Annotated in this window: 24 protein-coding genes, 1 pseudogene and 1 riboswitch; of the genes and pseudogenes, 13 read left to right on the top strand and 12 right to left on the bottom strand. The window is 69.7% G+C overall.

The genetic code is table 11. The features are described from left to right. Positions 1-57 precede the first annotated feature (57 nt). From F7Q96_RS05210 to F7Q96_RS05195, 4 genes are all read left to right on the top strand, one after another. Positions 58-1,572: a malonyl-CoA decarboxylase domain-containing protein gene (locus tag F7Q96_RS05210; RefSeq protein WP_053821127.1), complete on the top strand. Its 1,515-nt coding sequence runs from the start codon at positions 58-60 to the stop codon at positions 1,570-1,572. A gap of 145 nt (positions 1,573-1,717) precedes the next feature. Continuing rightward, positions 1,718-2,710, top strand: a complete 993-nt coding sequence (locus F7Q96_RS05205) for a Bug family tripartite tricarboxylate transporter substrate binding protein (RefSeq protein WP_053821128.1) — start codon at positions 1,718-1,720, stop codon at positions 2,708-2,710. Positions 2,711-2,765: 55 nt separating this feature from the next. After that, positions 2,766-3,548, top strand: a complete 783-nt coding sequence (locus F7Q96_RS05200) for an enoyl-CoA hydratase/isomerase family protein (RefSeq protein ID WP_053821129.1) — start codon at positions 2,766-2,768, stop codon at positions 3,546-3,548. Between the two features lie 67 nt (positions 3,549-3,615). Then, positions 3,616-5,166: a malonate--CoA ligase gene (locus F7Q96_RS05195; protein ID WP_053821130.1), complete on the top strand. Its 1,551-nt coding sequence runs from the start codon at positions 3,616-3,618 to the stop codon at positions 5,164-5,166. A 146-nt stretch (positions 5,167-5,312) separates the two neighbouring features. Here F7Q96_RS05195 and F7Q96_RS05190 read toward each other — a convergent pair whose 3' ends face one another. The 5 genes and pseudogenes from F7Q96_RS05190 to F7Q96_RS05170 all read right to left on the bottom strand — a co-directional run bounded on the left by F7Q96_RS05190 (position 5,313) and on the right by F7Q96_RS05170 (position 9,024). Then, on the bottom strand, positions 5,313-6,023 hold the full coding sequence (locus F7Q96_RS05190) for an SIMPL domain-containing protein (RefSeq protein WP_053822982.1): 711 nt from the start codon (positions 6,021-6,023) through the stop codon (positions 5,313-5,315). A 127-nt stretch (positions 6,024-6,150) separates the two neighbouring features. After that, a complete protein-coding gene (locus F7Q96_RS05185; protein WP_053821131.1) occupies positions 6,151-6,963 on the bottom strand; it encodes a sulfite exporter TauE/SafE family protein in 813 nt (270 codons plus the stop codon). 80 nt (positions 6,964-7,043) lie between these two features. Then, positions 7,044-7,490, bottom strand: coding sequence for an EVE domain-containing protein (locus F7Q96_RS05180; RefSeq protein ID WP_053822983.1), 447 nt, complete (start codon positions 7,488-7,490; stop codon positions 7,044-7,046). Positions 7,491-8,371: 881 nt separating this feature from the next. Next, a pseudogene (locus F7Q96_RS05175) lies at positions 8,372-8,692 on the bottom strand (cell division protein ZapA); the annotation flags it as partial. Next, the gene (locus F7Q96_RS05170) at positions 8,689-9,024 is read right to left on the bottom strand and encodes a hypothetical protein (protein WP_053821133.1); all 336 of its coding nucleotides are present in this window, start codon (positions 9,022-9,024) and stop codon (positions 8,689-8,691) included. The pseudogene F7Q96_RS05175 and the gene F7Q96_RS05170, both read right to left, overlap by 4 nt. A gap of 209 nt (positions 9,025-9,233) precedes the next feature. Further along, positions 9,234-9,517, top strand: a riboswitch (cobalamin riboswitch). 80 nt (positions 9,518-9,597) lie between these two features. Between F7Q96_RS05170 and F7Q96_RS05165 the strand changes: the two genes are divergently transcribed. The 7 genes from F7Q96_RS05165 (at position 9,598) to F7Q96_RS05135 (ending at position 16,894) form a co-directional block, all read left to right on the top strand. Then, positions 9,598-11,559 (top strand): TonB-dependent receptor domain-containing protein, encoded by a 1,962-nt coding sequence (locus F7Q96_RS05165; RefSeq protein WP_053821134.1) that lies wholly within the window; start codon positions 9,598-9,600, stop codon positions 11,557-11,559. A 93-nt stretch (positions 11,560-11,652) separates the two neighbouring features. Continuing rightward, positions 11,653-12,678, top strand: a complete 1,026-nt coding sequence (locus tag F7Q96_RS05160) for a FecCD family ABC transporter permease (protein ID WP_144425872.1) — start codon at positions 11,653-11,655, stop codon at positions 12,676-12,678. A gap of 10 nt (positions 12,679-12,688) precedes the next feature. Further along, a complete protein-coding gene (locus F7Q96_RS05155) occupies positions 12,689-13,513 on the top strand; it encodes an ABC transporter ATP-binding protein (RefSeq protein WP_053821135.1) in 825 nt (274 codons plus the stop codon). Positions 13,514-13,557: 44 nt separating this feature from the next. Next, the gene (cobO, locus tag F7Q96_RS05150) at positions 13,558-14,229 is read left to right on the top strand and encodes a cob(I)yrinic acid a,c-diamide adenosyltransferase (RefSeq protein ID WP_053821136.1); all 672 of its coding nucleotides are present in this window, start codon (positions 13,558-13,560) and stop codon (positions 14,227-14,229) included. Positions 14,230-14,232: 3 nt separating this feature from the next. Then, positions 14,233-15,372, top strand: coding sequence for a nicotinate-nucleotide--dimethylbenzimidazole phosphoribosyltransferase (gene cobT / locus F7Q96_RS05145; protein WP_082371390.1), 1,140 nt, complete (start codon positions 14,233-14,235; stop codon positions 15,370-15,372). 29 nt (positions 15,373-15,401) lie between these two features. Further along, the gene (locus F7Q96_RS05140) at positions 15,402-16,268 is read left to right on the top strand and encodes an adenosylcobinamide-GDP ribazoletransferase (RefSeq protein ID WP_226994823.1); all 867 of its coding nucleotides are present in this window, start codon (positions 15,402-15,404) and stop codon (positions 16,266-16,268) included. Further along, a complete protein-coding gene (locus tag F7Q96_RS05135; protein ID WP_053821137.1) occupies positions 16,253-16,894 on the top strand; it encodes a histidine phosphatase family protein in 642 nt (213 codons plus the stop codon). Before F7Q96_RS05140 ends, F7Q96_RS05135 begins: the two co-directional genes overlap by 16 nt. Positions 16,895-16,972: 78 nt before the next feature. Here F7Q96_RS05135 and F7Q96_RS05130 read toward each other — a convergent pair whose 3' ends face one another. The 4 genes from F7Q96_RS05130 to cobU are packed head-to-tail and all read right to left on the bottom strand — an operon-like array spanning position 16,973 to position 20,716. Beyond that, a complete protein-coding gene (locus tag F7Q96_RS05130; RefSeq protein WP_082371391.1) occupies positions 16,973-17,929 on the bottom strand; it encodes a cobalamin-binding protein in 957 nt (318 codons plus the stop codon). A 14-nt stretch (positions 17,930-17,943) separates the two neighbouring features. Further along, complete coding sequence (gene cobD, locus F7Q96_RS05125) at positions 17,944-19,011, bottom strand: threonine-phosphate decarboxylase CobD (protein ID WP_053821138.1); 1,068 nt, start codon at positions 19,009-19,011, stop codon at positions 17,944-17,946. After that, positions 19,008-20,000 carry an adenosylcobinamide-phosphate synthase CbiB gene (gene cbiB / locus F7Q96_RS05120; protein ID WP_151022202.1) on the bottom strand — a complete coding sequence of 331 codons (993 nt, stop codon included), beginning with the start codon at positions 19,998-20,000 and terminating at the stop codon, positions 19,008-19,010. The genes cobD and cbiB overlap by 4 nt, the downstream gene beginning before the upstream one ends. Next, complete coding sequence (gene cobU, locus F7Q96_RS05115; RefSeq protein WP_144425734.1) at positions 19,994-20,716, bottom strand: bifunctional adenosylcobinamide kinase/adenosylcobinamide-phosphate guanylyltransferase; 723 nt, start codon at positions 20,714-20,716, stop codon at positions 19,994-19,996. Before cobU ends, cbiB begins: the two co-directional genes overlap by 7 nt. Positions 20,717-20,926: 210 nt before the next feature. Between cobU and F7Q96_RS05110 the strand changes: the two genes are divergently transcribed. Then, entirely contained in the window at positions 20,927-22,384 is a 1,458-nt protein-coding gene (locus tag F7Q96_RS05110; protein ID WP_053821139.1) for a cobyric acid synthase, read from the top strand. A gap of 118 nt (positions 22,385-22,502) precedes the next feature. After that, positions 22,503-23,702 carry a PepSY-associated TM helix domain-containing protein gene (locus F7Q96_RS05105; RefSeq protein WP_053821140.1) on the top strand — a complete coding sequence of 400 codons (1,200 nt, stop codon included), beginning with the start codon at positions 22,503-22,505 and terminating at the stop codon, positions 23,700-23,702. Between the two features lie 49 nt (positions 23,703-23,751). Here the strand turns inward: F7Q96_RS05105 and panC are convergent, their stop codons facing one another. From panC to F7Q96_RS05090, 3 genes are all read right to left on the bottom strand, one after another. Then, positions 23,752-24,600: a pantoate--beta-alanine ligase gene (panC, locus tag F7Q96_RS05100; RefSeq protein WP_053821141.1), complete on the bottom strand. Its 849-nt coding sequence runs from the start codon at positions 24,598-24,600 to the stop codon at positions 23,752-23,754. A 46-nt stretch (positions 24,601-24,646) separates the two neighbouring features. Next, complete coding sequence (locus F7Q96_RS05095; protein ID WP_053821142.1) at positions 24,647-25,525, bottom strand: segregation and condensation protein A; 879 nt, start codon at positions 25,523-25,525, stop codon at positions 24,647-24,649. A gap of 67 nt (positions 25,526-25,592) precedes the next feature. Further along, positions 25,593-25,781 carry a DUF3460 family protein gene (locus F7Q96_RS05090; protein ID WP_006579309.1) on the bottom strand — a complete coding sequence of 63 codons (189 nt, stop codon included), beginning with the start codon at positions 25,779-25,781 and terminating at the stop codon, positions 25,593-25,595. Positions 25,782-25,858: the final 77 nt, after the last annotated feature.

Raw genomic sequence — 25,858 nt, 5'->3', positions numbered from 1 at the left:
ACCACGCACACCATCCCGTTCCGAGTTCGCTCCATCCTTTGCCCAACAGGTAGTTCGATGACTTCTTTCGAGACCGGAGACAAGACCGTCAGCGCGCCGCTTGGCGCCGGCGAAACCCTGGGCGACGCCCGTCCCGACACCGCCGGCGGCACGCTGCTGGCGCGCTTCGGCCGCTGGTGGAACCGCAAGGGCAGTCCGGCCGAGGCGGCCGCGGCCAACGACGGCAAGGCCCGCGCCGCGGAGCCGGCCACGCTGAGCGCCCGCGTGCAGCGCCGCCAGCGGGAGGAACTGCGGCTGTGCTTCGATGCCCGCCTGACCGATGGCGCCGCCAACGCGGCCGCGCAGGCGTGGCGCAACGAATACGAGGCCGCCGGCGAGCCGACCCGCCAGGCCATGCTGACGTTGCTGGCGGAGGTCGCCGGCAGCGGCGCGCAGGGCGGCGGCGATGGTGCCGCCGCGGACGAGGGCGGCAAGGCGGGGCGCAACGGCTCGGGCCTGAGCCATGCGCTGTCGAGCGCCCGCATCCGCTTCTTCAAGCGGCTGGCCGGGCTGCACGGCCCGAGCGCGAAGTCGGTCTGCGGCCTGCATTTCATCATTCACCTGCGCGCGGACATGCTGCGCTGGTACAAGAAGATCCCCGGCCTGCGCGCGCTCGACGAAGACCTCGAGGGCCTGCTGTCGAACTGGTTCGACGTCGGCCTGCTGGAGCTGCAGCCGATCACCTGGGATTCGCCGGCGTCGCTGCTGGAAAAGCTGATCCGCTACGAGGCGGTGCACGAGATCGCCTCCTGGGCCGATCTGCGCAACCGGCTCGATTCGGATCGCCGCTGCTACGCGTTCTTCCATCCGCGCATTCCGCGCGAGCCGCTGATCTTCGTCGAGGTGGCCTTCGTGCCGGAGATGGCGGCCAATGTGCAGAGCCTGCTCGACGAGGCGGCGCCGCAGGAAGACCTGCGCCGCGTCAAATGGGCGATCTTCTATTCGATCTCGAATACGCAGCCCGGGCTGCGCGGCGTCAGCTTCGGCAACTTCCTGCTCAAGCGCGTCATCGAGGAATTGCAGCGCGAATTCCCCAAGGTCAAGCAGTTCGCCACGCTGTCGCCGATCCCGGGTTTCGCCGACTGGTTGCGCAAGCAGGACGGCGATACCGTGGCCAAGGTGCTGGGCGGCAAGTGCATGCAGCGCTGGGGCGCGCGTGCGCCGGCCACCGGCGAGACCACGCCGCCCGCGGTGCCGGCCACCGGTGCCGAATGGCTGGCCGCGTTGAGCGCGGGCTCCGACGATGCGCTGGTGCGCGACAGCGGCCTGGCGCTGGCCGCGCACTTCCTCGTGCATGCGCGCAACGGCGCGCTGCCAGCCGATCCGGTGGCGCGTTTCCATCTCGGCAATGGCGCCTGCGTCGAACGGCTGAACTGGGGCGCGGACCTGTCGAGCAAGGGGCGCGCGCAGTCCTGCGGCATGATGGTCAATTACCTGTATGTGCCGGAGGCGCTCGACGACAATCTGGCCAAGCTCGGCGAGGGCAATCCGCGCATCAGCCGCTCGGTCGCCAAGCTGCTGGCGCGTTCCTGAGGGGGCGCACCGGCGTCGGCCGGCATCGACGCATCGCATCACCGCCTGATCCAGTTTCGCAGTGCATTTTCGACGGGAAGTTCCAACGCGGTTCACACCAGCAGTTCACATCGCATTTTCATAAGACAAAGCGAGGAGACACACCATGGAACGTAGTCAGTTCAAGCGGACGGCAACGATGTTGGCAGTGGCCGGCGGCATCGCGATGATGGCGCTCGCCCCGGCGGCGGCGCAGGAGCCGTGGCCGTCCCGGCCGGTCACGATCGTCGTGCCGTTTCCGGCCGGCGGCGGCACCGATGCCTTTGCCCGCCCGCTGGCGGCGCAATTGTCCAAGCAGCTCGGCAAGCAGTTCGTCATCGACAACCGCGGCGGCGCGGGCGGCACGGTCGGCGCCAGCCTCGCCTCGAAGGCCGCGCCCGATGGCTATACGATCTTCATCGGCGGCGCGCACCATGTGATCGCGCCCTCGTTCTACAAGAAGCTCGATTACGACATCGAGAAGGACTTCGTGCCGATCACCGTGATCGCGCAGCCGCCGCAGGTGGTGGTGGTCAACCCGACCAAGGTCCAGGCCAGGACGCTGCAGGAACTGATCGCCTACGCGCGCCAGAATCCCGGCAAGCTGAACTACGGCTCGGCGGGCAACGGCTCGTCGCACCATCTGGCCGGCGAGCTGTTCAAGATCCAGACCAAGACCTTCATCACGCATATTCCGTACAAGGGCGCGGGCCCGGCGCTGTCCGATCTGATCGCAGGCCAGGTCGACATGGTGTTCGATGGGCTGGGTTCGTCGGCCCAGCATATCCGCGGCGGCCGCATCCGCGCGCTGGCGGTGGCCGCGCCCAAGCGCTCGCCGGCGTTCCCCGACGTGCCGACCGCGGCCGAGGCGGGCGTGCCGAACTACGAGGTGTCGACCTGGTATGCGCTGTGGGTGCCGAAGAACACGCCCAAGGAGATCAGCGACAAGCTCTACGCCGAGGTCAACAAGGCCCTGAATACGCCGGAGCTCAAGCAGATCTGGCTGAACAACGGCTCCGAGACGCCGTCGTACACGCCGGACCAGTTCGCGCAGTTCCAGCGTGCCGAGATCAAGCGCTGGGCCCAGGTGGTGCAGCAGTCCGGCGCCAAGATGGATTGATGGCGATGATGCTGGCGAGGACCTTGATGGCCATGTTCGAGCCGCAGGAGGCGCTGTGAGCGGCGCGGTCAGCTTCGAGCGCGATGGCGACATCGCGCTGGTCACGCTGTCCAACCCGGGCAAGCTCAACGCGATCTCCGAGGCGATGTGGCGCGCGCTGACGGACGGCTTTGCGCGCCTGTCGGCCGACCGCACGCTGCGCTGCGTGGTGCTGCGCGGGGCCGACGGCAACTTCGCCGCCGGCGCCGATATCGCCGAGTTTCCGCGGCTGCGCGGCGATCCGGCCTCGGTGCGCGCCTACCACGTCGAGCTGCTGGCGCCGGCGCTTGCCGCGATCGCCGGCTGCCTGCATCCGACCGTGGCCTGCATCGAGGGCGTCTGCGTCGGCGGGGGCCTGGAGATCGCCTGCCATTGCGATCTGCGCATCGCGGCAACGGACAGCCGCTTCGGCGTGCCGATCAACAAGCTGGGTTTCCCGATGGCGCCGGGTGAGCTGCAGGGCCTGCTGGCGCTGGCCGGGCGCGCGGCGACGCTGGAGATCCTGCTCGAAGGCCGGGTGTTCGATGCCGCCGAGGCGCAGGCCAAGGGTTTGCTGACGCGCGTGGTACCGCGCGGCGACGTCGCCGCGGAGGCGATGGCCACCGCGCGCCGCATCGCCGCCGGCGCGCCGCTGGCCGCCCGCATCAACAAGGCCACCATCGCCCGGCTGTCGCCGCAGCCGGCGCCGTTGTCGGCTGCCGAGCTCGATGCCCATTTCTCCTACGCGTCCAGCCGCGACCATGCCGAGGGCGTCGCCGCCTTCCTGGCGCGCCGGCCGCCCCGTTTTGAAGGCCAGTAGGGCGCCTGGCGCCGTCATTGCCGTACCCCGTTTTTTTTATCCCCCAAGCTTTTTATCCGCTGATCGCATGAACGCCAATCTGTTCGCCCTGTTCGAATCCCGCTTCCCCGCCAAGCGCGAGGCCTGCTGCATCGAGACGCACGACGGCCTGTACTACAGCTGGGACGATCTCGATCGCGCCACCGCCAAGCTGGCCAATCTGCTTGCCTCGCTCGATCTGCCCGAAGGCGCGCGCGTCGCGGTGCAGGTCGAGAAGTCGCCGGAGGCGCTGTTCCTGTACCTGGCCACGCTGCGCGCCGGCTATGTCTATCTGCCGCTGAACACCGCGTATCAGGAAGCGGAGATCGACTATTTCATCGGCAATGCCGAGCCTGCGGTGGTGGTCTGCAGCAGCGCCAATTTTGGCTGGGTGTCGAAGCTGGCGTTCCGCCACGGTACCGGCCACGTGTTCACGCTCGACGACGACCGGGGAGGTACGCTGCTCGCGCGCGCCGCCGCGCAGCCGGACCGCTTCGACACGGTGCAGCGCGGACCCGACGACCTGGCGGCGATTCTGTACACGTCAGGCACCACGGGCCGCAGCAAGGGCGCGATGCTGACGCATCGCAACCTGTCGTCGAACGCGGAGACGCTGCACAAGGCCTGGGGCTGGCGCAGCGACGACGTGCTGCTGCACATGCTGCCGATCTTCCATGTGCACGGGCTGTTCGTCGCCTCGCACGGCGCGCTGCTGGCCGGCGCCAAGATGATCTGGGCGCCGAAGTTCGACATGGAGCAGGTGCTGCGCTTCCTGCCGCGCTCGACTGTGATGATGGGCGTGCCGACCTACTACGTGCGGATGCTGCAGGATCAGCGCTTCGACGAGGACACGTGCCGCCGCATGCGGCTGTTCGTGTCGGGCTCGGCGCCGCTGCTGCTCGAGACCTTCGAGGCGTTCCGCGAGCGCACCGGCCATACGATTCTCGAGCGCTACGGCATGAGCGAGACCGTGATGCTGGTGTCCAATCCCTATGACGCCGGCGAGGGCGAACGGATCGGCGGCACCGTCGGCCGTCCGCTGCCGGGCGTATCGGTGCGCGTGGTCGATGGCGATGGCAAACCTTGCCCCTCCGGCGAGATCGGCGCGGTCGAGGTCAAGGGGCCCAATGTGTTCAAGGGCTACTGGCGCATGCCGGAGAAGACCCGCGAAGAGTTCACCGCGGACGGCTGGTTCAAGACCGGCGACATGGGGCGCTTCGGCGGCGCGATCGTCGGCATGTCGGGCGAGCGCAAGGTGCCGGACGACTACCTGACCATCGTCGGACGCAGCAAGGACCTGATCATCTCCGGCGGCTACAACGTCTATCCGAAGGAGATCGAGAGCTTCCTCGACGAGATGCCGGGTGTGCAGGAGAGCGCGGTGATCGGCGTGCCCCATCCGGATTTCGGCGAGGCGGTGGTGGCGGTGGTGGTCGGCAAGCCGGGCGCCGAGCTGAACGAGCAGGCGATGATCGGCACGCTGAAGCACCGGATCGCCAACTTCAAGGTGCCCAAGCGGATCCACCTGGTCAATGAACTGCCCCGCAATACGATGGGCAAGGTGCAGAAGAATCTGCTGCGGGAAAGGTTCGGCGGTTGATCGAGTCTGGGGGAGTCTTGCGCCCTCTCCCGCATGCGGGAGAGGGGCCGATGCTCGCCATGCGTGCGCCGTTTGAAGCCATCTCCCTTCTCCGCTGAGAGGGAGGGGGACAACACCATGGGGCGGTGTCCTGTCTTCGCGGCGCCTTACTTCAGCATCTGCACCGACCCATTGACCGTCACCGTGACCTGGGCCTTGCCGCCCTCCATCGGTACCGGCGCGGCCTCGGCGGCGGCCATCGCGGCCTTGGCGTACATGCGCGGCATCGGCGTCACGGCACCGGCCTCGCCGACCTGCACGCTGCGAATCGTGTAGCTGCCATAGCCGAACAGCCGGGTCGTGGTCTGCGCCTTGTCGCGGAACGCGGCGACGGCCTGCTCGGTCAGCTTGCTCTCGGCCGCCCGGCGCGCCTCGCGCGACAGCGAGAAGCTGATGTTCTGTACCTGCATCTGGCTGGCCAGCTCGCCGGCGAGCTTCGAGGCCGCGCTGAAATCGCGCGACTGCAGGACGACCTCGGCGCGTCCGCGCCAGGTGCTGATGCGGCCGTTGCGGTCGGTGCTCGGATAGATCGTGAAGCCGCCCGATTCGGCCTGGATGCCCGATACGCGCTTGGCGCGCTCGATCACCTGCTGGGCCTTGGCCGACAGCGCCGACGAGATCGCGGACGGCTCGGCGCCTTCCTGCTCCGCAGCCAGCGTCACGCGCACGACGTCGGTCGGCACCTCGGCCACGGCCTCCGCCGACAGCGACAGCACGCCCGCGGGGGGCTGCCAGCCTTCGGGCGGCATCGGCCCGCCTTGTGCCGACGCGGCCAGTGCGGTGGTGCCGAGCAGGGTAGCGGCGAGCAATTGCTTCATCGAGTTCTCCATGACAATGTGATGGTGATCAGACGGTCACTGGCAGCGTGGGGTTCCCTTGCCACGCCGGGCGCTTGTATCGGCGTATTACCGAGCCGGCGCCCGCATCGCACCGCGGTCGGCTCGTTCAGAATGCCTGCCAGGCCTTCCATAGCATGTAGGCGGCCAGGCAGAACAGCATGCCGGCGAAGATCCGCTTGAGCTTGCGGACCTCCATCCGGTGCGCGGTGCGCGCGCCCAGCGGCGCGGTCAATACGCTGGCGATCGCGATCACCGCCAGCGCGGGCAGATAGACATAGCCGAGCGAGCCGGCCGGCAGCCCGGTCATCTGGTAGCCGCTCCAGACGTAGCCGATCACGCTGGCCGCCGCGATCGGAAAGCCCAGCGCGGCGGAGGTGGCGACCGCATGGTGGATCGGCACGTTGCACCAGGTCATGAACGGCACCGACACGAAGCCGCCGCCGGCGCCGACCAGGCTGGACAGGAAGCCGATCGCCGATCCGGCGCCGAACATGCCGGGAAAGCCCGGCAGTTGCCGGCTCGGCGACGGCTTGCGGTTGCGCAGCATCTGCGAGGCCGAGAAGCCGACGAACAGCGCGAACAGCAGCGACAGCCAGCCGGTCTTCAGTGCGGCGAACACCTTGCCGCCGCCGATCATGCCGCCCAGCAGGATGCCGGGCGCCAGCGCCAATACGATCTTCCAGCGCACCGCGCCCTGCTTGTGGTGGGCACGCACCGACGACAGCGAGGTGAACAGGATCGTGGACATCGAGGTGGCGATCGCCATATGGACGATCGCTTCTTCGGGAAAGGCCAGCCAGCTGAAAGTCAGCGTCAGGAACGGCACCATCATCATGCCGCCGCCGACGCCGAGCAGCCCGGCGCAGAAGCCGGTGAACGCGCCGAGCAGCAGCAGCGCGGGAATCAGGGAGAGAGTCATGCGTGGATCGCTTCGTGATGTTTTTCGTTATGGTGATCGCGCGGGCGGCGCATGCATTGCCCGCGCGGATCGCACGCGGTTCAGCGGCGTCCCATCAGCCGCGTGGTGATGAACTGCCATTCCTGCGGCGTGACCGGCGTGATCGACAGCCGGTTGCCACGGCGCAGCACGACCATGTCGGCCAGCTCCGGATGCTCGCGCAGTGCCGCCAGCGAGATCAGCTCGCACTTGTCGACGAACTTGACGTCGACCAGCTCCCAACGCGGATGCTCGGGTTTGGACGCAGGGTCGTGATACTTGCTGTCGGGGTCGAACTGGGTGGGATCGGGGTAGGGCGTCGAGCAGACCTCGGCGAGGCCCGCGATGCCGGGCTGCGGGCACGACGAGTGGTAGAACAGCACGCCGTCGCCGATGCGCATCGCGTCGCGCATGAAATTGCGCGCCTGGTAATTGCGCACGCCGGTCCAGGGAAGACGCCCCTGCTCGGCCAGCGTATCGATGCTGGCTTCGTCGGGTTCGGATTTCATCAGCCAGTACTGGCGCGCGCGGGACGCACCGGCGGCCGGTCTGTCGGCGGCTTTGGTGGCCGCCTTCTTGTCGGAGGGACTCATGCTCGCACGTCTTGGATGGTCGGAACGGCATCGCGAGCACGCGGCGAGGGCCTGGCAGCGGCGGCGCGACGCGGCAAGCATACCGTGAAAGCGCCATCATCGCCCGCATTGGCGTCGCGGGCGCAAAACACGGGCAAAAAAAGAGGCGATGGTCCAAAGACCATCGCCTCTTGCATGGGGTCCCCGCCTCGGCCGTTGGGTCGGCATCCTGAACCCAAGTGAGGTTCAGTGTGGCTGCGGAAGCCGCATTTCGGGTACATCACCTATTCAGGGAGCCCAGGTTCGAGACCTGCGCTATGAACACTGTGACGCGCTCGCCCACACGGCATCATCCCGCACCATGCAATGCATATCGGTTCAAGGAGTTATGACCTTCGCGAACCAGGCAGGGAAACTGTCAAACGTCTGACTATCCAGTTTGACCCGGACTCGAAGTCCGGGGGAGGTCAGACGTTTGCCGTTTCTAACCAGGATGGGAGGAGAACGGCGGCCGGGCGCGATAACCCGACCATGTTTCTGCACCTTGGTACCCCCGTGCAGTGGCTCCACTATACACCGGGGTTTCTCGCATACCAAGCGTGTCCCGGCTTGTCGTTACATTTTGCGTGGCATGCGCGGCACGGTCTTCACATCGCCCATATCGCGCTATATCGCCATGGTGAAGGCCCTTGCACAAGGAACCATATGCGGGTCCGCCGGGGCAATTCAAGGGGTCACGATTGCGTCGGCGAAACGGGGCTGCCGGCGGGGCTGCCGGCGGGGCTGCCGGCGGGATTGCCGATGCCGCCGACCATGCTGGTGCCGACATGCGCGTACTGGCGCAGCGCCTCGTCGGCGCGCTCGTTCAGCTCGCGGATGCGGGCGCGCACCGCGTCCACGGGGATCGCGCCGTCCTCCTGCTGCTTGCGCTTGAGCGCGAGCAGATCCGACGCGATGCTGATCGCGGCCATTACCGCGACCCGTTCGACGCCCTTGGTGGAAGCGCCGGACTTGATCCGCGTCATCTGGTCGTCGACCAGCGCCACCGCTTCGAGCAGCGCGGCCTCGTTCTCGGGGGCGATCGCGAAGCGGTAAGGCTGCCCCGCGATATGGACTTCGACTTGCTTGTTGCCGCTCATGCGTGTTCTCCGGAAGGCTGGGCGCCGCGCGGTTCTCCCTGGATGCGCTCGGCGGGAAGCTCCCCTTCGTCGAGCAGATCCAGCTGGCGCGCATCGGTGGCCGTGGGCAGCTTGTCCAGGATCGACTGGATGCGCAACTGCGCCTCCTCGATCTTGATGTTCAGCAGTTCGCGATCGGCAGCCATCGCTTCGCGATCGCTGCGCAGCTGCGCGGCCTCCGCCTGCAGGCGTTCGATCTCCTCGCGCAGCCGCTGGTTTTCCGCCGCCAGCGTATCCGCGTGGTGCAGCACGCGGCCGATCTTGGCGGCCAGTTGTTCGAGTTCGGTCAGCATGGGCCTGTCGTGTCTCAGGGTGTCAGGTAACGGGATTCTAGCCGATGCATGATCCGCGTCATCACTGCGGGAAGCGATTGTGACCGTGCATTCCCCTCGAAGTTGCATCGATCGTCGGTCAATGGCCGCAATGACTGCCGCGCAGGGGCACGCGGCGGCGCAATGGGCCGCGGGCGCCGCCGATTTGACGGGGGCCGTCAAACTGCCTACACTCACGCGCGTTTTCAGGTGCTCGCGATCCCGTCCCCATCGGATCGCAGTTAAACGGGAAACAGGGAGTCCGCCACGCCGCCGCGCGATGCCGGTCCAACCTGTGCTGCCCCCGCAACGGTAAGCGATTGCGATCGCCGCCGCGCCCGAGCCGATCGGCACGATCGTCTCCATGCCCGCCGGCCTCGCCTCACCGTCCCACAATGCCACTGGACCGATGGTTCCGGGAAGGCGGACGGTGCCGATCGCCAGCCCGGATACCGGCCTGGATGCGGGCATGCCGGCCGCCATCGCGCTCGCGCAGCCTCACCGCCAGACGGTCCGCGGGGGAACGGGCCAGGCTTTCACTTCCGCTCGAGCACCATGCTTTCATCGTCTTCGAGGTCGCGTCGCCTGGCACTGCCAGCCCCGCGCCCGACCGCGCGCGTCCGCGCCCAAGCCCTTGCCGTCGATACTGCCCGCGATATTGCGCGCGCCGCCGTCCGCTCCCCGGCGCAGGCCGCGCTGCTGTCCGCCGCCACGCTGTGCGCGTGGCCCGCGCTGGCGCAGCAGTCCCCGCCGTCGTCGGACGCCACGCTGAGCCCGGTCGTCGTCAGCGCCACGCGCACCGCGCAGCCGCTGGACGAGGCGCTGCCCCATACCACCGTGATCACGCAGCAGGAGATCGCCAACAGCCAGGCACCGGACCTGCGTTCGCTGCTGCGCACGCAGGCGGGCGTGGAACTGGCCGCCACCGGCGGCATGGGCGCCAACACCACGCTGTTCATGCGCGGCGCCAATTCGAACCAGACGCTGATCCTGATCGACGGCGTGCGCATCGCCTCGGCCAGCAGCGGCACCGCGCAACTGGCCAATATCCTGCCCGACGAGATCGACCGCATCGAGATCGTGCGCGGCAACGTATCGGCGCTGTACGGCTCCGACGCGATCGGCGGCGTGGTGCAGATCTTCACCAGGAGCGGAGCCGGCAAGCCGCCCGCCGCCAACGCCCAGGTCGAATACGGCAGCGACAATACGCGCCGCGCGACGGTCGGCTACGGCGGCCAGGTCGGCGATACCTCGTTCAACCTGACCGGCTCGATCTTCAAGACCGACGGCTTCTCGGCGGTGAACACGCGCCTGCAGCCGCGCGCCAATCCGAACGACAACCCGTACGAGAACAAGAGCGTCTCCGGCCAGGTCAAGCATCGCTTCGCGCCGGACTGGGAGGCGGGCGTCGCGGCCTACTACAGCAAGAGCAAGCTGTCCTACGACAGCACGTTCGGCCGGCCCACCGACGACTGGCGCAGCGACAGCGAGCTCTATACGCTGTCCGCCTTCGTCAACGGCAAGCTCGCCCCGGACTGGACCACGCGCTTCAAGGTCGCGCAGAGCGAGGACGACAGCGACAACTGGCTGAACGGCGTGTTCGACAGCCGCTTCAAGACGCGCACGCGCCAGTTCACCTGGCAGAACGAATACGCGCTCGCCAAGGGCCATCAGCTGATGTTCGGCACCGAATATCTGCAGCAGCAGTTCGACTCGAACTCGTATGGCGCGCCCGGCCGCAACGTGGTGTCGGTGTTCGGCGGCTACGACGGCCGCATCGGCAAGCATCAGCTGCAGCTGAACCTGCGCAACGACCACTATTCGGATTTCGGCGACAAGGGCAGCTATTTCGCCGGCTACGGCTACTACGTGACCGAGCAGTTCAAGCTGCTGGCCAACGCCAGCAATGCGTTCCGCGCGCCGACCTTCAACGAGCTGTACTACCCGAACTATGGCCAGCCGAACCTGCAGCCCGAGCGGGCGCGCTCGGTCGAGATCGGCGCGCAGTACGACAGCAAGGGCGCGGGCCTGCTGCGCGTGACGGCCTTCCGCACGCAGTACGACAACCTGATCACGTCGGCGCTGCAGCCGAACGGCATGTTTCTGGCGCAGAACGTCAGCAGCGCCAAGGTCGAGGGCGTCGAGGCGTCGTGGCGCGCGCGGCTGCTCGGCACCGACGTGACCGCCAGCGTCACGATGCAGAACCCGGTCGACGAGCAGACCGGCACGCAGCTGATGCGGCGCGCGCGGCGGTATGCGGCGCTCGACCTGGGCCGCGATGTCGGGAACTGGCGCTTCGGCGGCCAGTGGATCGTGTCGTCGTCGCGCCGGGACAGCGGCTCGCGCACGCTGGGCGGATACGGTATCGTCAACCTCAACGCGCGCTACAACATCGACAAGCAATGGTTCATCGCCGCCCGCGTCGAGAATCTGTTCGACAAGGACTACCAGCTGGCCTACCCCTACAACACGCAGGGCCGGGCCGGCTTCATCACGCTCGGCTGGCGCCAGCGCTGAGCGGCATCGCGCAGACCAGCGACCATGATGCGGACGGCGGCCTCGGCGACGGCGGGCAAGACGGCGGGCACGGCGATGCGCGGCGCCGCTGAGATGCGGCGCGCGCTGGCCGTCTGCACGCTGCTGGCCGGCGCTGCCGTGGCAGTGTTCCTGCTGTCGCTGGCGGTCGGCAGTGTCGGCCTGTCGCCGAGCGAGGTCTGGCACGCGCTGTTCGGGCTGACCGATGTATCGGGCAAGCACGGCGCGGCCGACCAGACCGCGGCCGCCATCGTGCGCGAGTTGCGGCTGCCGCGCGCCGCGGCGGCGTTCGCCTGCGGCGGCCTGCTGGCGCTGTCCGGCGCGCTGATGCAGGTGCTGCTGCGCAATCCGCTGGCCGAGCCCTATGTGCTGGGCGTGTCGGGCGGCGCGGCCACCGGCGCGTTGCTGGCGATGCTGGCGCTGGCGCCGCTGTGGACCGTGCAGGCCGGCGCCGCCGGCGGCGCGCTGATGTCGATGGTGCTGGTCGCCACGCTGGCGCGGCGCGATCTGCTGCATCCGCAGGTCCAGGGCGGCCATCATGAAGCGGGCTCGCGGCTGCTGCTGACCGGCGTGATCCTGGCCGCCGGCTGGGGTGCGGTGATCACGCTGATCCTGAGCATCGCGCCCGAGGCCCGCTTGCGCGGCATGCTGTTCTGGCTGACCGGCGATCTTGGCGGCACCGCCAGCTACGGGCTCGCGCTCGGCACGCTGGTGCTGGCGCTGCTGCTGACGCTGCCGATGGCGCGCGCGCTGAACGTGATGCTGCTCGGCGAGACCGTGGCCCGATCGCTGGGCGTGCGCGTCGGCCGGGTACGGCTGTCGGCTTACCTGGTGGCGTCGCTGGCGATCGCGGCGTCGATCACGACCGCCGGTTCGATCGGCTTCGTCGGCCTGGTGGTGCCGCATCTGGTGCGGCTGGCGTGGGGCAACGACCAGCGCCTGCTGCTGCCGGCGGCGGCGCTGCTGGGCGGCACGCTGCTGATGGCGGCGGACCTGATCGCGCGCACCGCGATCGCGCCGGCGCAATTGCCGGTCGGCGTGATCACCGCGCTGCTGGGCGTGCCGACCTTCCTGTTCCTGCTGCTGCGCCGGCCGCGATGAAGGATCCGCAATGACGACCGCTGCCGACTGGACCGTCCCGACCGTGCCCTGCCCACGGCTGTCGCTGCGCGACCTGAGGCTGCGTGCCGGCGGCAAGACGCTGTTCGACGCGCTCGAGCTGACCATGCGGCCCGGCGAGCTGTGGTGCGTGCTTGGCCCCAATGGCGTCGGCAAATCGACGCTGATGGCGGTGCTGGCCGGGCTGCGCGAAGCCGAGCGGGGCGACGTTCGGCTCGACGACGAGCCGCTCGCCGCGCTGGCGCGCCGGCGCCCCGAGATATTGGCCAGACAGCGCGCCTATCTGCCGCAGGCCATTCACGATACGTTCTCGATGTCGGTGCACGACGCGGTCGCGGTCGGCCGCCATCCGCATCTGTCGGGATGGGGCTGGAGCGGCCGCGACGACGATGCGGTGGTGGCGGACCTGCTGGCAGCCCTCGATCTGGCGGGCCTGGCAGGCCGCGATGTGCTGACGCTGTCCGGCGGCGAGCGCCAGCGCGTGTCGCTGGCCGCGGTGCTGGCGCAGCAGGCGCCGCTGCTGCTGCTCGACGAACCGCTGGCGCACCTGGACCTGCGCCATCAGATCCTGGTGCTGGACACGCTGGCGCGCCTGACGCAAGCCGGGCGCCATGCCGCGATGCTGATCCTGCACGACCTGAACCTGGCGCGCCGCTATGCCACGCATGCGCTGCTGATGGCCGAGGACGGCCAATGCCTGCACGGCCCGGCGGACCAGATCCTGACGCCCGCCCACTGTTCGCGCGCGCTGCGCACACCGATCGTCGCCGTCGCGCAGGGCGCGCATACGGCGTTGATCGCCAATGGCCCGGCATGAGGCAGGGCCGGGCTGCTTACCCCTCACCGATACCGCTCCGCGCAATGACGAGCCATCACGACTCCGACCATACCGACACCAACGACACCCACGACACCCACGACACCAACGACACCGAGGGCCGCGATGAACGCCACAAGGCGCGCATGGTCCGCAAGAAGGCGGTGATCGATGCGAAGATCGCCGCCGCGCAGGACGAGCGCGGCGTGATCGTGATCACCACCGGCAATGGCAAGGGCAAGTCCAGCTCGGGCTTCGGCATGGTGATCCGCGCGCTGGGTCACGGCATGCAGGCCGGCGTGGTGCAGTTCATCAAGGGCGCGTTTCCCAGTGGCGAGGAAATGTTCCTGCGGCGCTTTCCCGAACAATGCGCGTTCCACGTGATGGGCGAGGGCTATACCTGGGAGACCCAGGACCGGGCGCGCGACGTGGCCAAGGCCGAGGCCGCGTGGCAGGTCGCGCGCCAGCTGCTGCGCGATCCGTCGATCGGCCTGGTGCTGCTCGACGAACTGAATATCGCGTTGAAGCTGCACTACCTGGACGTCGATACCGTGATCGCCGATCTGCGCGCGCGTCCGCCGATGCAGCACGTGGTGATCACCGGCCGCGGGGCGCCGCAGGCGCTGATCGACGCCGCCGATACCGTGACCGAAATGACGCCGGTCAAGCATGCATTCCAGCAGGGCATCAAGGCCCAGCGCGGCATCGAGATGTAAGCCATGACGACCGTATCGAACATCGCGGCGAAATTCGTTCCGCCCGCGATCGAACCGCTGGACGACACCCTGCGCCCGGCATTGCAGGCCGCGATCGACGACAAGACCAAGCCGCTCGGCGCGCTGGGCCGGCTGGAGTCGCTGGCCCTGCAGATCGGGCTGATCCAGCGCACCGCAGAGCCGGTGCTGCGGCGGCCGGCGATGATCGTGTTCGCCGCCGACCATGGCATCGCCGATGCCGGCGTCAGCGCCTATCCGGCCGACGTCACGGTGCAGATGGTCCGCAATTTCGCCGCAGGGGGCGCGGCCATCAATGTGTTCGCACGCCAGCACGGCATGGTGCTCGAGGTCGTCGATGCCGGCGTGCGCGTGCCGCCGGGCGCGGCGCCGGGTCTGGTGGACTGCCGAATCGATGCGGGCACGCGCAACTTCATCGACGAACCGGCGATGCGGCGCGAGCAGGCCGAGGCCGCGCTGGCGGCCGGCGCCGCGCGCGTGATGCACCATGCCGCGCAGGGGACCAATGTGATCGGCTTCGGCGAGATGGGCATCGGCAACACGTCGGCCGCCGCCTGCCTGGTCAGCCGGCTGGCGGGCCTGCCGATCGCGGCCTGCGTCGGGCGCGGCACCGGCCTGGACGATGCGGGACTCGCGCGCAAGCTCGCGCTGCTCGAGCGGGCGCTGGTGCGCCATGCCGATGCGGTCGAACCGCTGGACGCGCTGGCCGCGCTGGGTGGCTTCGAGATCGCGATGATGGCGGGCGCCTTCCTCGCCGCGGCGTCGCGGCGGATGGTGATCCTGGTCGACGGCTTCATCGCCTCGGCGGCGCTGCTGGTCGCGAGCCGCCTCGATGCCGAGGTGCTGTCGTACTGCGTGTTCTCGCATTGCTCGCACGAGCAGGGCCACCGCGCGCTGCTCGAGCACTTCGGCGCGCGGCCACTGCTGGCGCTGGACCTGCGGCTGGGCGAGGGCAGCGGCGCCGCGCTGGCGTATCCGCTGGTGGCGTCGGCGGTGGCCTTTCTGCGCGAGATGGCGACCTTCGGCGGGGCGGGGGTCAGCACCGCCAGCGCGGCCGACGGTGCAGGCAACACCGCGACCAACACCGCGACCAACACCCCAACCGGCAGCGCGCCGCCGCGATAGACTCGCGCCAAGCTGTCGCCATCCGCACCATGACCAACATGCCGACCGAGCCCACGCCCGAGCCGCTGCAGGATCGGCGAGACCAGCAAGCCGAGCAACCTCGGCGGCCGACCCATCCGCTGCTGCAGCGGCCCTGCGACGAACTGCGCTACCTGCTGACCGCGGTCGGCTATTTCACGCGCGTGCCGGTGCCCGCCTGGGTCGGCTTCGCCCCGCACTATCTGCATGCCGCCGCGCGCTGGTTTGCGCTGGTCGGCCTGATGGTCGGCGCCGTCGGCGCGCTGGCGACGCTGGCCGCGTGGCTGCTGTGGCCGCCCGCGGTCGCGGTGCTGATCGGCATCGGCGCGACGCTGCTGCTGACTGGCGCCTTTCATGAGGACGGCCTGGCCGATTGCGTCGATGCGTTTGGCGGCGGCTATCGGCGCGAGGACGTGCTGCGCATCATGCACGATTCGCGCATCGGTGCCTTCGGTGCGCTCGCGCTGGTGCTGGCCCTGCTGCTGAAATGGCAATTGCTGCTGGCGCTGGGCCAGCGCGGCGGCCTGCGCGAACTGCTGCTGGTGCTGGTGGCCGCGCATGCCGCCAGCCGCGCGATGGCGGTCAGCTATCTGGCGACGCTGGACTACGTACGTGCCGAGGGCAAGGCGAAGCCGGTCGCGCAGCGGCTGTCGCCGCGCGGGCTGGCGCTGGTGCTCGCCTGCGGCGCGCTGCCGTTGCTGGCGGTCGCGCCGGGCTTCGGTGTCGCCGCGATCGCCGCGCTGGCGCTGCTGCGGCTGGTGCTCGGGCGCTATTTCGTGCGCCGCATCGGCGGCTATACCGGCGACTGTCTCGGCATGGCCCAGCAGCTTGGCGAACTGCTGATCTATCTGCTGGCGGCGGCATGGATCTGGTCCTGATCCGGCACGCGCATCCCGCGGTCGACGACGGGGTCTGCTATGGCCGGCTCGACCTGCCACTGATGGAGCCGATGTCGCCGGCGGCCGATGCGATCGTGCGCGCCGCGTCGGCGGCGGCATCGGCCAACGGCGTGCCGGACCCGGTGCGGATCGTCTGCAGTCCCGCGCAGCGCGCCCATGTCACCGCGCAGCGGATCGTGCAGGCCTGCGCCGCGCAAGCCGGGCGAGAGGGCCTCGCGCTTGACGCCGATGCACGTCTTCACGAACTCGATTTCGGCGCCTGGGAGGGCCAGCGCTGGGACGCGGTACCGCGCGCCGGCCTGGACCAATGGGCGGCCGACCTGATGGATGCGCGCCCACACGGCGGCGAATCGGCGCGCACCGCGTACGCGCGCGTTGCAGAATGGGCTGACTCGCTGCAAGCGCCTGCTGCCGCCGCCGAGCGCTGCCTGTGGGTGGTCGGCCACGCCGGCCCGATGCGAATGCTCGCCGCGCATTGGCTCGGCCTGCCGTTGTCCGTCACGCTGGAGTGGCAGCTCGGCTGGGGCGCGAGCTGCGGCGTCCGGCTCGATCGGGGCGCCGCGCGGCCGGGGCGTCTGTTGTGGTGGAACCGCACGGCGGGTTGAGGGCCAACGAGGGCCAACGAGGGCCGACGCACCGGGCTCCGCACTGCCCCCCGCACTGAAGGCCAGGCCCGCGCCGTGCTACTGCGCGGGCCGCCGGCTCCGTGCGACCTCCAGCTGCCGGCACACGATCTCCGCGGCATCGATCGCACGCGGTCCCGCCCGATTGATCAGGTCGCCGTCGATCGTGAACAGATTGCCGCGTGCCACCGCCGTCAGCTGCGGCCAGCGCTGCCATTGCGCGAAATCCGCGAGCGGCCGGTCCGCCGGCGTCGCGCCCATGCTGGCCGTGATCATCGCCTCGGGATTGCGGGCGATGACCGCTTCCACCGAAATGGTCGGCACCAGCGGCGTCTCGTCGGCGAATACATTGCGGCCGCCGCACAGCGCCAGCATGTCGCTGACCATATGCTGGCCATTGAGCGTCATCAGCGGCTGCTGCCAGACCTGATAGAACACCGATACCGGCGGGCGTGCGGCATGGGCCTTGCCCAGCGCGGCAATGCGCGCGCGCAGCCGCTCGGCGGCGGCATGCGCGGTCGGGCCGGTGCCGAGCAGCACGCCGAGCTTCTCGATATTGTCGGGCACCGCCGCCAGCCGCCGCGGCTCGCTGTGGAACAGCGGCAGGCCCAGCGCGCGCAGCCGCTCCGTCTGCTTCTGCGCGTTGCCATGCCGCCAGACCACGATCAGGTCGGGCTTGAGCGCGGCGATCCGTTCGAGATCGAGCGCCTTGTTGTCGCCGACCCGCGGAATCGCGCGCGCCTCGGGCGGATAGTCGCTGTAGTTGACGGTGCCGACGATGCGCTCGCCCCCGCCCGCCGCAAACAGCATCTCGGTGACATGCGGGGCCAGCGACACGATGCGGCGCGCCGGCTGCGCCAGCGTGATGGTCTGGCCGGCATCGTCGACGACGGAGACCGCGGCGCGCGCGTCGATCGGCAGGATGGCCGCGAGCGCCGCGGCAAGCGACACGATGGCGGCGAGGCGCGTGGCGGCGCGCGGCCGGCGCCGGCGGAACGGGAACGGCAATACGGGCATATCGGATGGGAACGTCAGAGCGAGAGAGTGTTGGCGAGGGCGTCGGCAAGCCGCTGCCAGCAGGCCTCCCGGTCGGGCGGCAGCCCCAAGCGCAGGCTCGGCAGGCCGGTGGAAGGCGGCGACGCCAGGGACGGCGCCGGTGCATCGAACAGCCGGGTCCAGACGCCCGCATGCGCCAGCGCCTGATGCAGCCGCGCGGCGTCCGCATGCGGCACCCAGGCGAACAGCGGCAGGGTGACCGGCGCCAGGCCATGCCGGCGCAGCAGCGCGTCCAGACGCGCGCTGGCCAGGCGCAGACGGGCCCGCGTGGCGGCCTGCCAATCGGTGTCGCACAGCGCCAGCCGCGCCACCGCGCGTGCCGGTCCGGACACGGTCCAATGGCCAAGGCGTTCGGCCAGTGTCTGCAGCAGCTCGGGCTGCGCCAGCACGAAGCCGCAGCGCACGCCGGCCAGTCCGTAGAACTTGCCCAGCGAGCGCAGCACGATCAGGCCGGCACGGCCGCTGTCCGCCGCCAGCGAGGCACCGCCTTCTTCGCCGGCCGACGCATCGGCAAAGGCCTCGTCGAGCAGCAGCGTGCCGCCGCGCGCCGCCAGCGCGGCATGCCAGCCCAGCAGGCGCTCGCGTGGCACGATGCGCCCGGTCGGATTGTTCGGGTTGACGACAACCAGATGATCGAGGCCATCGGCGAGCGCAGGGCGCGAGAAGTCCGCCTCGTCCAGCGGTACCACGCGATGACCGGCGGCGGCGAAGGCTGGCGCGTATTCGCTGTAGCCGAGCGCGGCGATGCCGACGCGGCCCGCCGGCAGCAGCGCGGGCAGCGTGCGGATCGCGGCCTGCGAGCCGGCGACCGGCAACGCATGCGGCGCGCCGTAAGCGCGGGCGGCGATCTGTGCGAGACCATCGTCGTCCTGCGGCAGCCGCTGCCAGCAGTCGGGGGGCAACGGCGGCACCGGATAGCCGTCGGGGTTGATGCCGGTCGACAGGTCGAGCCAGTCGGACGGATCGCGGCCATAGCGGCGCGCGGCGGCCAGCAGATTGCCGCCGTGGCGGATCGGAGGGGGAAGGGGATGCGGGTGATTCATCGCGACAGCGCCAGCAGTTGGTCGACGATGCCGTACGCGACGCAGAGGGCCAGCCACGACCATAGCGTTCGCCGCACCAGCCGCAGGCTGGCCAGCACGTCGGCGGCGCCGGGCGGCTCGCCCTCGCCGAGCGGCGGGCGCGCTTCCCACTGGCCATGGTAGCGGGCCGGGCCGCCGAGCGCGACGCCGAGCGCACCGGCGCCCGCGGCCATCACCGGGCCGGCGTTCGGGCTGGACCAGGCCGGCGCCTGCATGCGCCAGCAGCGCAGCGCGCGCGCGGTCGAGCCCAGCAGCGCGTAGGACAGCGCGGTCAGCCGGGCCGGCACCAGGTTCAGCAGATCGTCGAGGCGGGCCGCGGCCCAGCCGAAATGCAGCAGCCGCTCGGTCCGGTAGCCCCACATCGCATCGAGCGTATTGGCGAGCCGATAGGCGATCGCCGCCGGGGCGCCGCCGATCAGGAACCAGAACAGCGCGCCGAAGATCGCGTCGTTGCCGTTCTCGAGCGCCGATTCGCAGGCGGCCCGGGCCAGCGCCGGCGCATCGGCGTCCGCGGTGTCGCGCGAGACGATGCGCGCGGTCAGCTGGCGCGCTTGCGGGAGGTCGTCCCTGGCCAGTGCACTGGCGATCGGTTCGATATGCTGGCACAGGCTGCGCGCGCCCAGCGTGGCATACAGGCCCAGCGCCTGCAGCAGCCAGCCCAGCCACCCGCCGGCGAACTCGGTGGCGGCCGCGATCAGCAGCGCGGCCAGCGCGGCCGGCCCCAGCACCAGCGCGGACCAGGCCGCCAGCCCGATGCCGCGTTGGCGCCAGCGCGGTCCCGGCCGGTTCAGGCAGCGCTCGGCGGCATCGGCGAGCCGGCCGAAGCCGACCAGCGGATGCCGGCGGCGCGGCTCGCCGAGCCAGCGGTCGAGTCCCACCCCGGCGAGGGCCGTCAGCGCAATGGCGGCTCCCGGCGCCAGCGGCGCCGCGGGCCACAGCGAATTCACCATGCCGGGTCCGGTCCCTTGATCGCAACCGGGAGACCGGCGACCAGCAGGCGCACGCGGTCCGCCGCGGCGGCCAGCTTCTGGTTCAGGCGGCCAAGCTCGTCGACGTAGAAGCGCGTGATCGCGCCCATCGGCACCACGCCGAAGCCGATCTCGTTGGAGACCAGGATCACATGGCCGGGCAGCGTCGGCAGCGCGGCCAGCAGCGCGTCCATTTCCTCGGTGAAGGCCGGCGGCGGCGTGATCACGCCGTGTTCGGGATAGGGACGCTTGTCGAGAAAGATCAGGTTGTTGAGCCAGACCGTCATGCAGTCGACCAGGATGCAGCCGTCCCGGCGGGCATGCGCGTACAGCGCGTCGGCCAGACGCAGCGGCTCCTCGACCAGATTCCAGTCGGCCGGGCGGCGCGCGCGATGCAGCGCGATGCGCAGCTGCATTTCCTCGTCGGTTTCGTCGGGATCCTCGCGTGCGGTGGCGATATAGGTCACCGGCCCGCCGGTGGCCACCGCGTGATCGGTCGCCAGCTGCTCGGCGTAATGGCTCTTGCCGGAACGGGCGCCGCCCAGCACCAGCGTCAGTTCGCGCGGGCCGGGCCTGGGCAGGCCGACGGCCGCCTGGGTCGCTACCGCGATGGCCGCCTCGCCGGCGGGCAGCACGACATCGGACGGCGTATCGGCTGGGCCGGTGCCAGCGGCGTGAGGAGGGACCTTGGGTTCCATCCGGGTATTGTAGCGGCCGCATCGCATGCCGACAGGGCGGATCCGCGTGGATCGGCGCGGAATGAGCCGGCGCCGGCAATGGCCGCTCGGGCCGATGCGATAATCGCCGCGATGCAAGCCCTTCCCCAATCCGCCACGCCTGCCAAGCCCGCTGACCCTGCCGGCCCTGCGCCAGCCTCCGTGCCGTGGTCCGCGCTGCGTGGCACGCTGATGATCCAGGGCACCACCTCCGATGCCGGCAAGAGCACCGTCGTGGCCGGCCTGTGCCGGCTGCTGGCGCGTGCGGCGGTGCGGGTCGTGCCATTCAAGCCGCAGAACATGGCGCTGAACAGCGCGGTCACCGCCGACGGCGGCGAGATCGGCCGCGCGCAGGCGCTGCAGGCCCAGGCGGCCGGGCTGGCGCCGCACACCGACATGAACCCGGTGCTGCTCAAGCCGAGCAGCGACACCGGCGCGCAGATCATCATCCACGGCCGCGCGCGGCTGGACCTCGATGCCCGTGCCTATCACGAATACAAGCCGGTCGCGATGCAGGCGGTGCTGGCCTCGCACCGGCGCCTGCGCGAGGGCTACGACGTGGTGCTCGTCGAAGGCGCCGGCAGCCCGGCCGAGATCAATCTGCGCGAACGCGACATCGCCAACATGGGCTTTGCCGAGGCGGTCGATTGTCCGGTGGTGCTGGTCGCCGATATCGATCGGGGCGGCGTGTTCGCGCATCTGGTCGGCACGCTCGATTGCCTGTCGCCGAGCGAGCGCGCGCGCGTCAAGGGCTTCATCGTCAATCGCTTCCGCGGCGATATCTCGTTGCTGGAACCGGGACTGGACTGGCTGCGTCAGCGCACAGGCAAGCCGGTGCTGGGCGTGCTGCCCTATCTGCACGGGCTGCATCTGGATGCCGAGGACGCGGTGGCGGCCTCGCAGTCGGCCAAGGACGACGGCGCGCCGCGCCTGCGCGTGATCGTGCCGGTGCTGCCGCGCATTTCGAACCATACCGATTTCGATGCGCTGCGGGCCCATCCGCGCGTGGACCTGCGCTGGATCGGGCCCGGCACGCCGATCCCGCCGGCCGATCTGATCGTGCTGCCGGGCAGCAAGAGCGTGCGCGCCGACCTGGCCTTCCTGCGCGAACAGGGCTGGGACCGGGCGCTGCTGCGGCATCTGCGCTATGGCGGCAAGGTCGTCGGCATCTGCGGCGGCATGCAGATGCTGGGGCGCCGCATCGAGGACCCGGACGGACGCGAGGGCGCACCCGGCGGCAGCGACGGCCTGGGCCTGCTCGATTTCGCCACCGTGCTGGCGGCCGACAAGCAGCTGCGCCAGGCGCGCGGCACGCTGGCGCTGCCGCAGGGGAACGCCAGCGTTGCCGGCTACGAAATCCATCTGGGCGTCACCGAAGGTCCGGCGCTGGCGCGGCCGGCGCTGCGGCTCGAAGACGGCCGCGCCGACGGCGCGCTGTCCGACGATGGCCAGGTGCTGGCCACCTATCTGCATGGCCTGTTCGACGATCCGGCGGGCTGCGCCGCGCTGCTACGCTGGGCCGGCCTGGATGGCGCCGACGGGGTCGACCTCGCCGCGCTGCGCGAAGCCTCGCTCGAGCGGCTGGCCGATACGATGGCCGCGCATCTGGACCTGGCGGCCTTGCTCGCGCCGCTGCGGCATGCGGGCTGACGCTTCAGGCCCGGGCCCCGGGTGACACGGTCCCGCAAGGACCGGCCTGCTACACTTGTCGGCTTTGTCAGCCCTCCAGCGCGCCGGTCATCGGCCGGCCGCGCCATCGTTCCGCACCATGGTTACCGGCCGCCTGCGCGTCCTGCTCGTCAAACTCCATCTGTATATCGGCCTGTGGCTCGGCTTGCTGTTCGTGCTGCTGGGGCTGACGGGCACCGTGCTGTCGTGGCGCCACGAGATCGACGCCGCGCTCAATCCCGAACTGCTGGTGGCCTCGGAATCGGTCACGCTGCCGCTGCGGGCGGACACCGTGCAGCAGGTGGTGGCGCGGCTGAAGGCCGACCCGCAGTACGGCAAGCCCAGGATGCTGATGCTGCCGGTGTCGGAGCGCGACGTCTTCATCGCCTGGTACCACGTCAAGGAGCCCGGCACCGGCAGCGTGGTGCCGGGCCGCTCGCGGCAGGTGATGGTCGACCCGGTCACGCTGGCGATCAAGGGCGAGCGGGTCTGGGGTCAGCCGGGGCTGTCGCGCCCGCTGCTGATGCCCACGCTGTTCCACCTGCATCACTATCTGCTGGCTGGCGATACCGGCAAGACCGTGGCCGGCGTCGGCGGCATGCTGCTGCTGTTGACGGTGCTGGCCGGCATCGCGCTATGGTGGCCGAAGCTGAAGGTGCGTGCGATCGTGCAGGCGTTCCGCATCACGCACGGCGGTTCATGGTGGCGGCTGAACTATTCGCTGCATCGCGCCGGCGGCATCCTGGCCGCGCCGGTGCTCGCGACCATCGCGTTTTCCGGGTGGTATCTGAATCTGCCGAAGTGGGTCACGCCGCTGGTCGGCAGCGTGATGACGGTCACCGCGCCCGCGCGGCCGGCTTCCACGCCGCCCTACGAGGGTGCCATGCCGATGGGCGTGCAGCAGGCCGTCACGGCGGCCCAGGCGCTGTATCCGCAGGCGATCGTGTCGCGCGTGTCATTCCCGCGCCAGCCGACCGACGCCTACGAGATCCGGCTGCGCCAGCCCGGCGAGGTGCGCCAGGGCAGCGGCGCGACGCGGCTGTGGCTCGATGCCTATACCGGTGCCCGCCTCGGCGTGCGCGATCCGCTCGCCGCGCCGGCCGGCGACACCGTGCTGAACTGGATGTACCCGCTGCATACCGGCGAGGCGTTCGGCATGCCGGGGCGCATCTTCATTTCCGCGTTCGGGCTGGCGCCGCTGCTGTTCGCGTTGACCGGCGTGCTGATCTGGTGGAAGCGCCAGCGCGGCCACCGGCGCCATCTGAAAAAGACCGAGCAGCGTCAGGCGGCCCGCCGCTGATGCCGTGCCCCGCGCGTGCGAGCGCGCGCGGGCGCAGCGGTCCGTCTGGCTAGATTTCCAGATTGTCGATCAGCCGCGTGGCGCCGAGCTTGGCGGCGGCCAGCACCACCAGCGGTTCGCCGGCCGCGTATTCGTCGCGGCTCGGTGCCTGCAGGTTGCTGCGCTTGCGGATCGAGACGTAGTCGGGCTTCCAGCCGCGGGCCTTCAGCGCGTCGAGCGCCTGCGCCTCGACCGCGCTCAGCTCGGTGCCGCCGCCGGCATTGGCCAGCACCTGGTCGCGCACCTGATGCAGCGTGCGGTACAGCGTCGGCGCCTCGGCCCGCTCGTCGGCCGACAGATAGCGGTTGCGCGACGACAGCGCCAGGCCGTCCTCGGCCCGTACCGTTTCCGCCGGCACGATGTCGATCGGCAGCGCGAACTGGTTGGCCATGCGCCGCACGATCATCAGCTGCTGGTAGTCCTTCTTGCCGAACACGGCGACGCGCGGCTGCGTGCACGAGAACAGCTTCATCACCACCGTGCAGACGCCATTGAAGAAGCCGGGCCGGAACTCGCCCTCGAGGATGTCGCCCAGGTCATGCGGCGGGTCGACGCGGTATTCCTGCGGTTCCGGATACATGTCGCGCTCGGTCGGCGCGAACAGCACGTAGACGCCTTCCTTCTGCAGCTTCTCGATGTCGTCCTGCAGCGTGCGCGGATACTTGTCGAAATCCTCGTTCGGACCGAACTGCAGCCGATTGACGAAGATCGAGGCCACCACCGGATCGCCGTGCTGGCGCGCCAGCCGCATCAGCGACAGATGGCCTTCGTGCAGATTGCCCATGGTCGGGACGAAGGCGATCCGGTTCTGGCCGCGCAACTGGTCGCGCAGCTCGTGAATGGAGGAAATGACTTTCATGGATGCGTGTACTGCTCGTCAGGAAAAGCGCGCGGCGGTGCCGGGGCTATGCGGGGGTATAGGCCAGGCGCACGTAGATCGGCGCATAGGGCTCGGCCTGGGTGATTTCGACCAGGGACTCGCGCGACAGCTCCAGCATCGCGATGAAATTGACCACCACCACCGGCACGCCCTTGCCCGAGCGGATCGCATCCTCGAACAGCTCGGTGAACTCCATGAAGCGGGCATGCTGCAGGCGGCGCAGGATCTGGCTCATGTGCTCGCGCACGGACAGTTCCTCGCGCGAGATCTTGTGGTGCTGGTTCAGCTTGGCGCGCTTGAGCACGTCGGCCCAGGCGGCCTGCAGATCGGTGGTGTCGACATCGGGGAAGCGCGGCGCCAGGCTCTGCTCGATGAAGACCTGCGAGCGCAGGAAATCGCGGCCCAGCTGCGGCACCTGGTCGAGCTTCTGCGCGGCCAGCTTCATCTGCTCGTATTCGAGCAGCCGGCGCACCAGCTCGGCGCGCGGATCTTCGGCGTCCTCGTCGCTGTCGGCCTTCTTGACCGGCAGCAGCATGCGCGACTTGATCTCGATCAGCATCGCGGCCATCAGCAGGTATTCGGCCGCCAGCTCCAGGTTGCTCTTGCGGATCTGCTCGACATACGCCAGGTACTGGTGCGTGACCTGCGACATCGGGATGTCGAGCACATTGAAGTTCTGCTTGCGAATCAGGTACAGCAACAGGTCCAGCGGCCCTTCGAACGCCTCGAGAAAGATCTCGAGCGCGTCGGGCGGGATATACAGGTCCTGGGGCAGCTGGAACAGCGGCTCGCCGTACAGGCGCGCGAACGCCATGCCGTCGACCGTCTCCGGCGAGGTGCCATCGGGCGCCACGCTGGGCAGCTCGAGCGCGAGCGCGAGCTTGTCCTGTTCGCTATGGTTCATGAGTGGGGCGGATCTGCACGCATCGCGGTCGCCGGCAGGGACTGCGGCGCCGGGATGCGTGCCGGCATCAGTCCAGCGAGTAGACGTAGGGCTTCTGCGGGACCCGCGATGCCTCGGCGCGCTGGCGCTCCTCGAGGTCGATCGGGGCCTTGTCCCACAGCAGGGCGCGGCCTTGGCGCTGTTCCGCCTCCAGCGACGGGCGCTCCTGCTTGAGCGCCTTCAGGAACTGGGTGATGTCGGATTCGTACATGGCCATGGCAGGAAAGCTATACAGAATGCAAAAGGGGAATGGAAAACTGCCGCGATTCTACCGTATTGCCATGCCGCGGCGGG

It is taken from the genome of Cupriavidus gilardii (genome assembly GCF_008801915.1).
Taxonomy (GTDB): Bacteria; Pseudomonadota; Gammaproteobacteria; order Burkholderiales; family Burkholderiaceae; genus Cupriavidus; species Cupriavidus gilardii.
Note: the sequence above shows the minus strand (reverse complement) of the source record. Positions and strands in the feature narration are given on the sequence as shown.

Bases quoted from the DNA above. Each gene is read 5' to 3' on its own strand.
- F7Q96_RS05210 (WP_053821127.1), top strand. From the start codon at position 58: ATGACTTCTTTCGAGACCGGAGACAAGACCGTCAGCGCGCCGCTTGGC.
- F7Q96_RS05205 (WP_053821128.1), top strand. From the start codon at position 1,718: ATGGAACGTAGTCAGTTCAAGCGGACGGCAACGATGTTGGCAGTGGCC.
- F7Q96_RS05195 (WP_053821130.1), top strand. From the start codon at position 3,616: ATGAACGCCAATCTGTTCGCCCTGTTCGAATCCCGCTTCCCCGCCAAG.
- F7Q96_RS05190 (WP_053822982.1), bottom strand. From the start codon at position 6,023: ATGAAGCAATTGCTCGCCGCTACCCTGCTCGGCACCACCGCACTGGCC.
- F7Q96_RS05185 (WP_053821131.1), bottom strand. From the start codon at position 6,963: ATGACTCTCTCCCTGATTCCCGCGCTGCTGCTGCTCGGCGCGTTCACC.
- F7Q96_RS05180 (WP_053822983.1), bottom strand. From the start codon at position 7,490: ATGAAATCCGAACCCGACGAAGCCAGCATCGATACGCTGGCCGAGCAG.
- F7Q96_RS05170 (WP_053821133.1), bottom strand. From the start codon at position 9,024: ATGCTGACCGAACTCGAACAACTGGCCGCCAAGATCGGCCGCGTGCTG.
- F7Q96_RS05165 (WP_053821134.1), top strand. From the start codon at position 9,598: ATGCTTTCATCGTCTTCGAGGTCGCGTCGCCTGGCACTGCCAGCCCCG.
- F7Q96_RS05160 (WP_144425872.1), top strand. From the start codon at position 11,653: ATGCGGCGCGCGCTGGCCGTCTGCACGCTGCTGGCCGGCGCTGCCGTG.
- F7Q96_RS05155 (WP_053821135.1), top strand. From the start codon at position 12,689: ATGACGACCGCTGCCGACTGGACCGTCCCGACCGTGCCCTGCCCACGG.
- cobO (WP_053821136.1), top strand. From the start codon at position 13,558: ATGACGAGCCATCACGACTCCGACCATACCGACACCAACGACACCCAC.
- cobT (WP_082371390.1), top strand. From the start codon at position 14,233: ATGACGACCGTATCGAACATCGCGGCGAAATTCGTTCCGCCCGCGATC.
- F7Q96_RS05140 (WP_226994823.1), top strand. From the start codon at position 15,402: ATGACCAACATGCCGACCGAGCCCACGCCCGAGCCGCTGCAGGATCGG.
- F7Q96_RS05135 (WP_053821137.1), top strand. From the start codon at position 16,253: ATGGATCTGGTCCTGATCCGGCACGCGCATCCCGCGGTCGACGACGGG.
- F7Q96_RS05130 (WP_082371391.1), bottom strand. From the start codon at position 17,929: ATGCCCGTATTGCCGTTCCCGTTCCGCCGGCGCCGGCCGCGCGCCGCC.
- cobD (WP_053821138.1), bottom strand. From the start codon at position 19,011: ATGAATCACCCGCATCCCCTTCCCCCTCCGATCCGCCACGGCGGCAAT.
- cbiB (WP_151022202.1), bottom strand. From the start codon at position 20,000: ATGGTGAATTCGCTGTGGCCCGCGGCGCCGCTGGCGCCGGGAGCCGCC.
- cobU (WP_144425734.1), bottom strand. From the start codon at position 20,716: ATGGAACCCAAGGTCCCTCCTCACGCCGCTGGCACCGGCCCAGCCGAT.
- F7Q96_RS05110 (WP_053821139.1), top strand. From the start codon at position 20,927: ATGATCCAGGGCACCACCTCCGATGCCGGCAAGAGCACCGTCGTGGCC.
- F7Q96_RS05105 (WP_053821140.1), top strand. From the start codon at position 22,503: ATGGTTACCGGCCGCCTGCGCGTCCTGCTCGTCAAACTCCATCTGTAT.
- panC (WP_053821141.1), bottom strand. From the start codon at position 24,600: ATGAAAGTCATTTCCTCCATTCACGAGCTGCGCGACCAGTTGCGCGGC.
- F7Q96_RS05095 (WP_053821142.1), bottom strand. From the start codon at position 25,525: ATGAACCATAGCGAACAGGACAAGCTCGCGCTCGCGCTCGAGCTGCCC.
- F7Q96_RS05090 (WP_006579309.1), bottom strand. From the start codon at position 25,781: ATGGCCATGTACGAATCCGACATCACCCAGTTCCTGAAGGCGCTCAAG.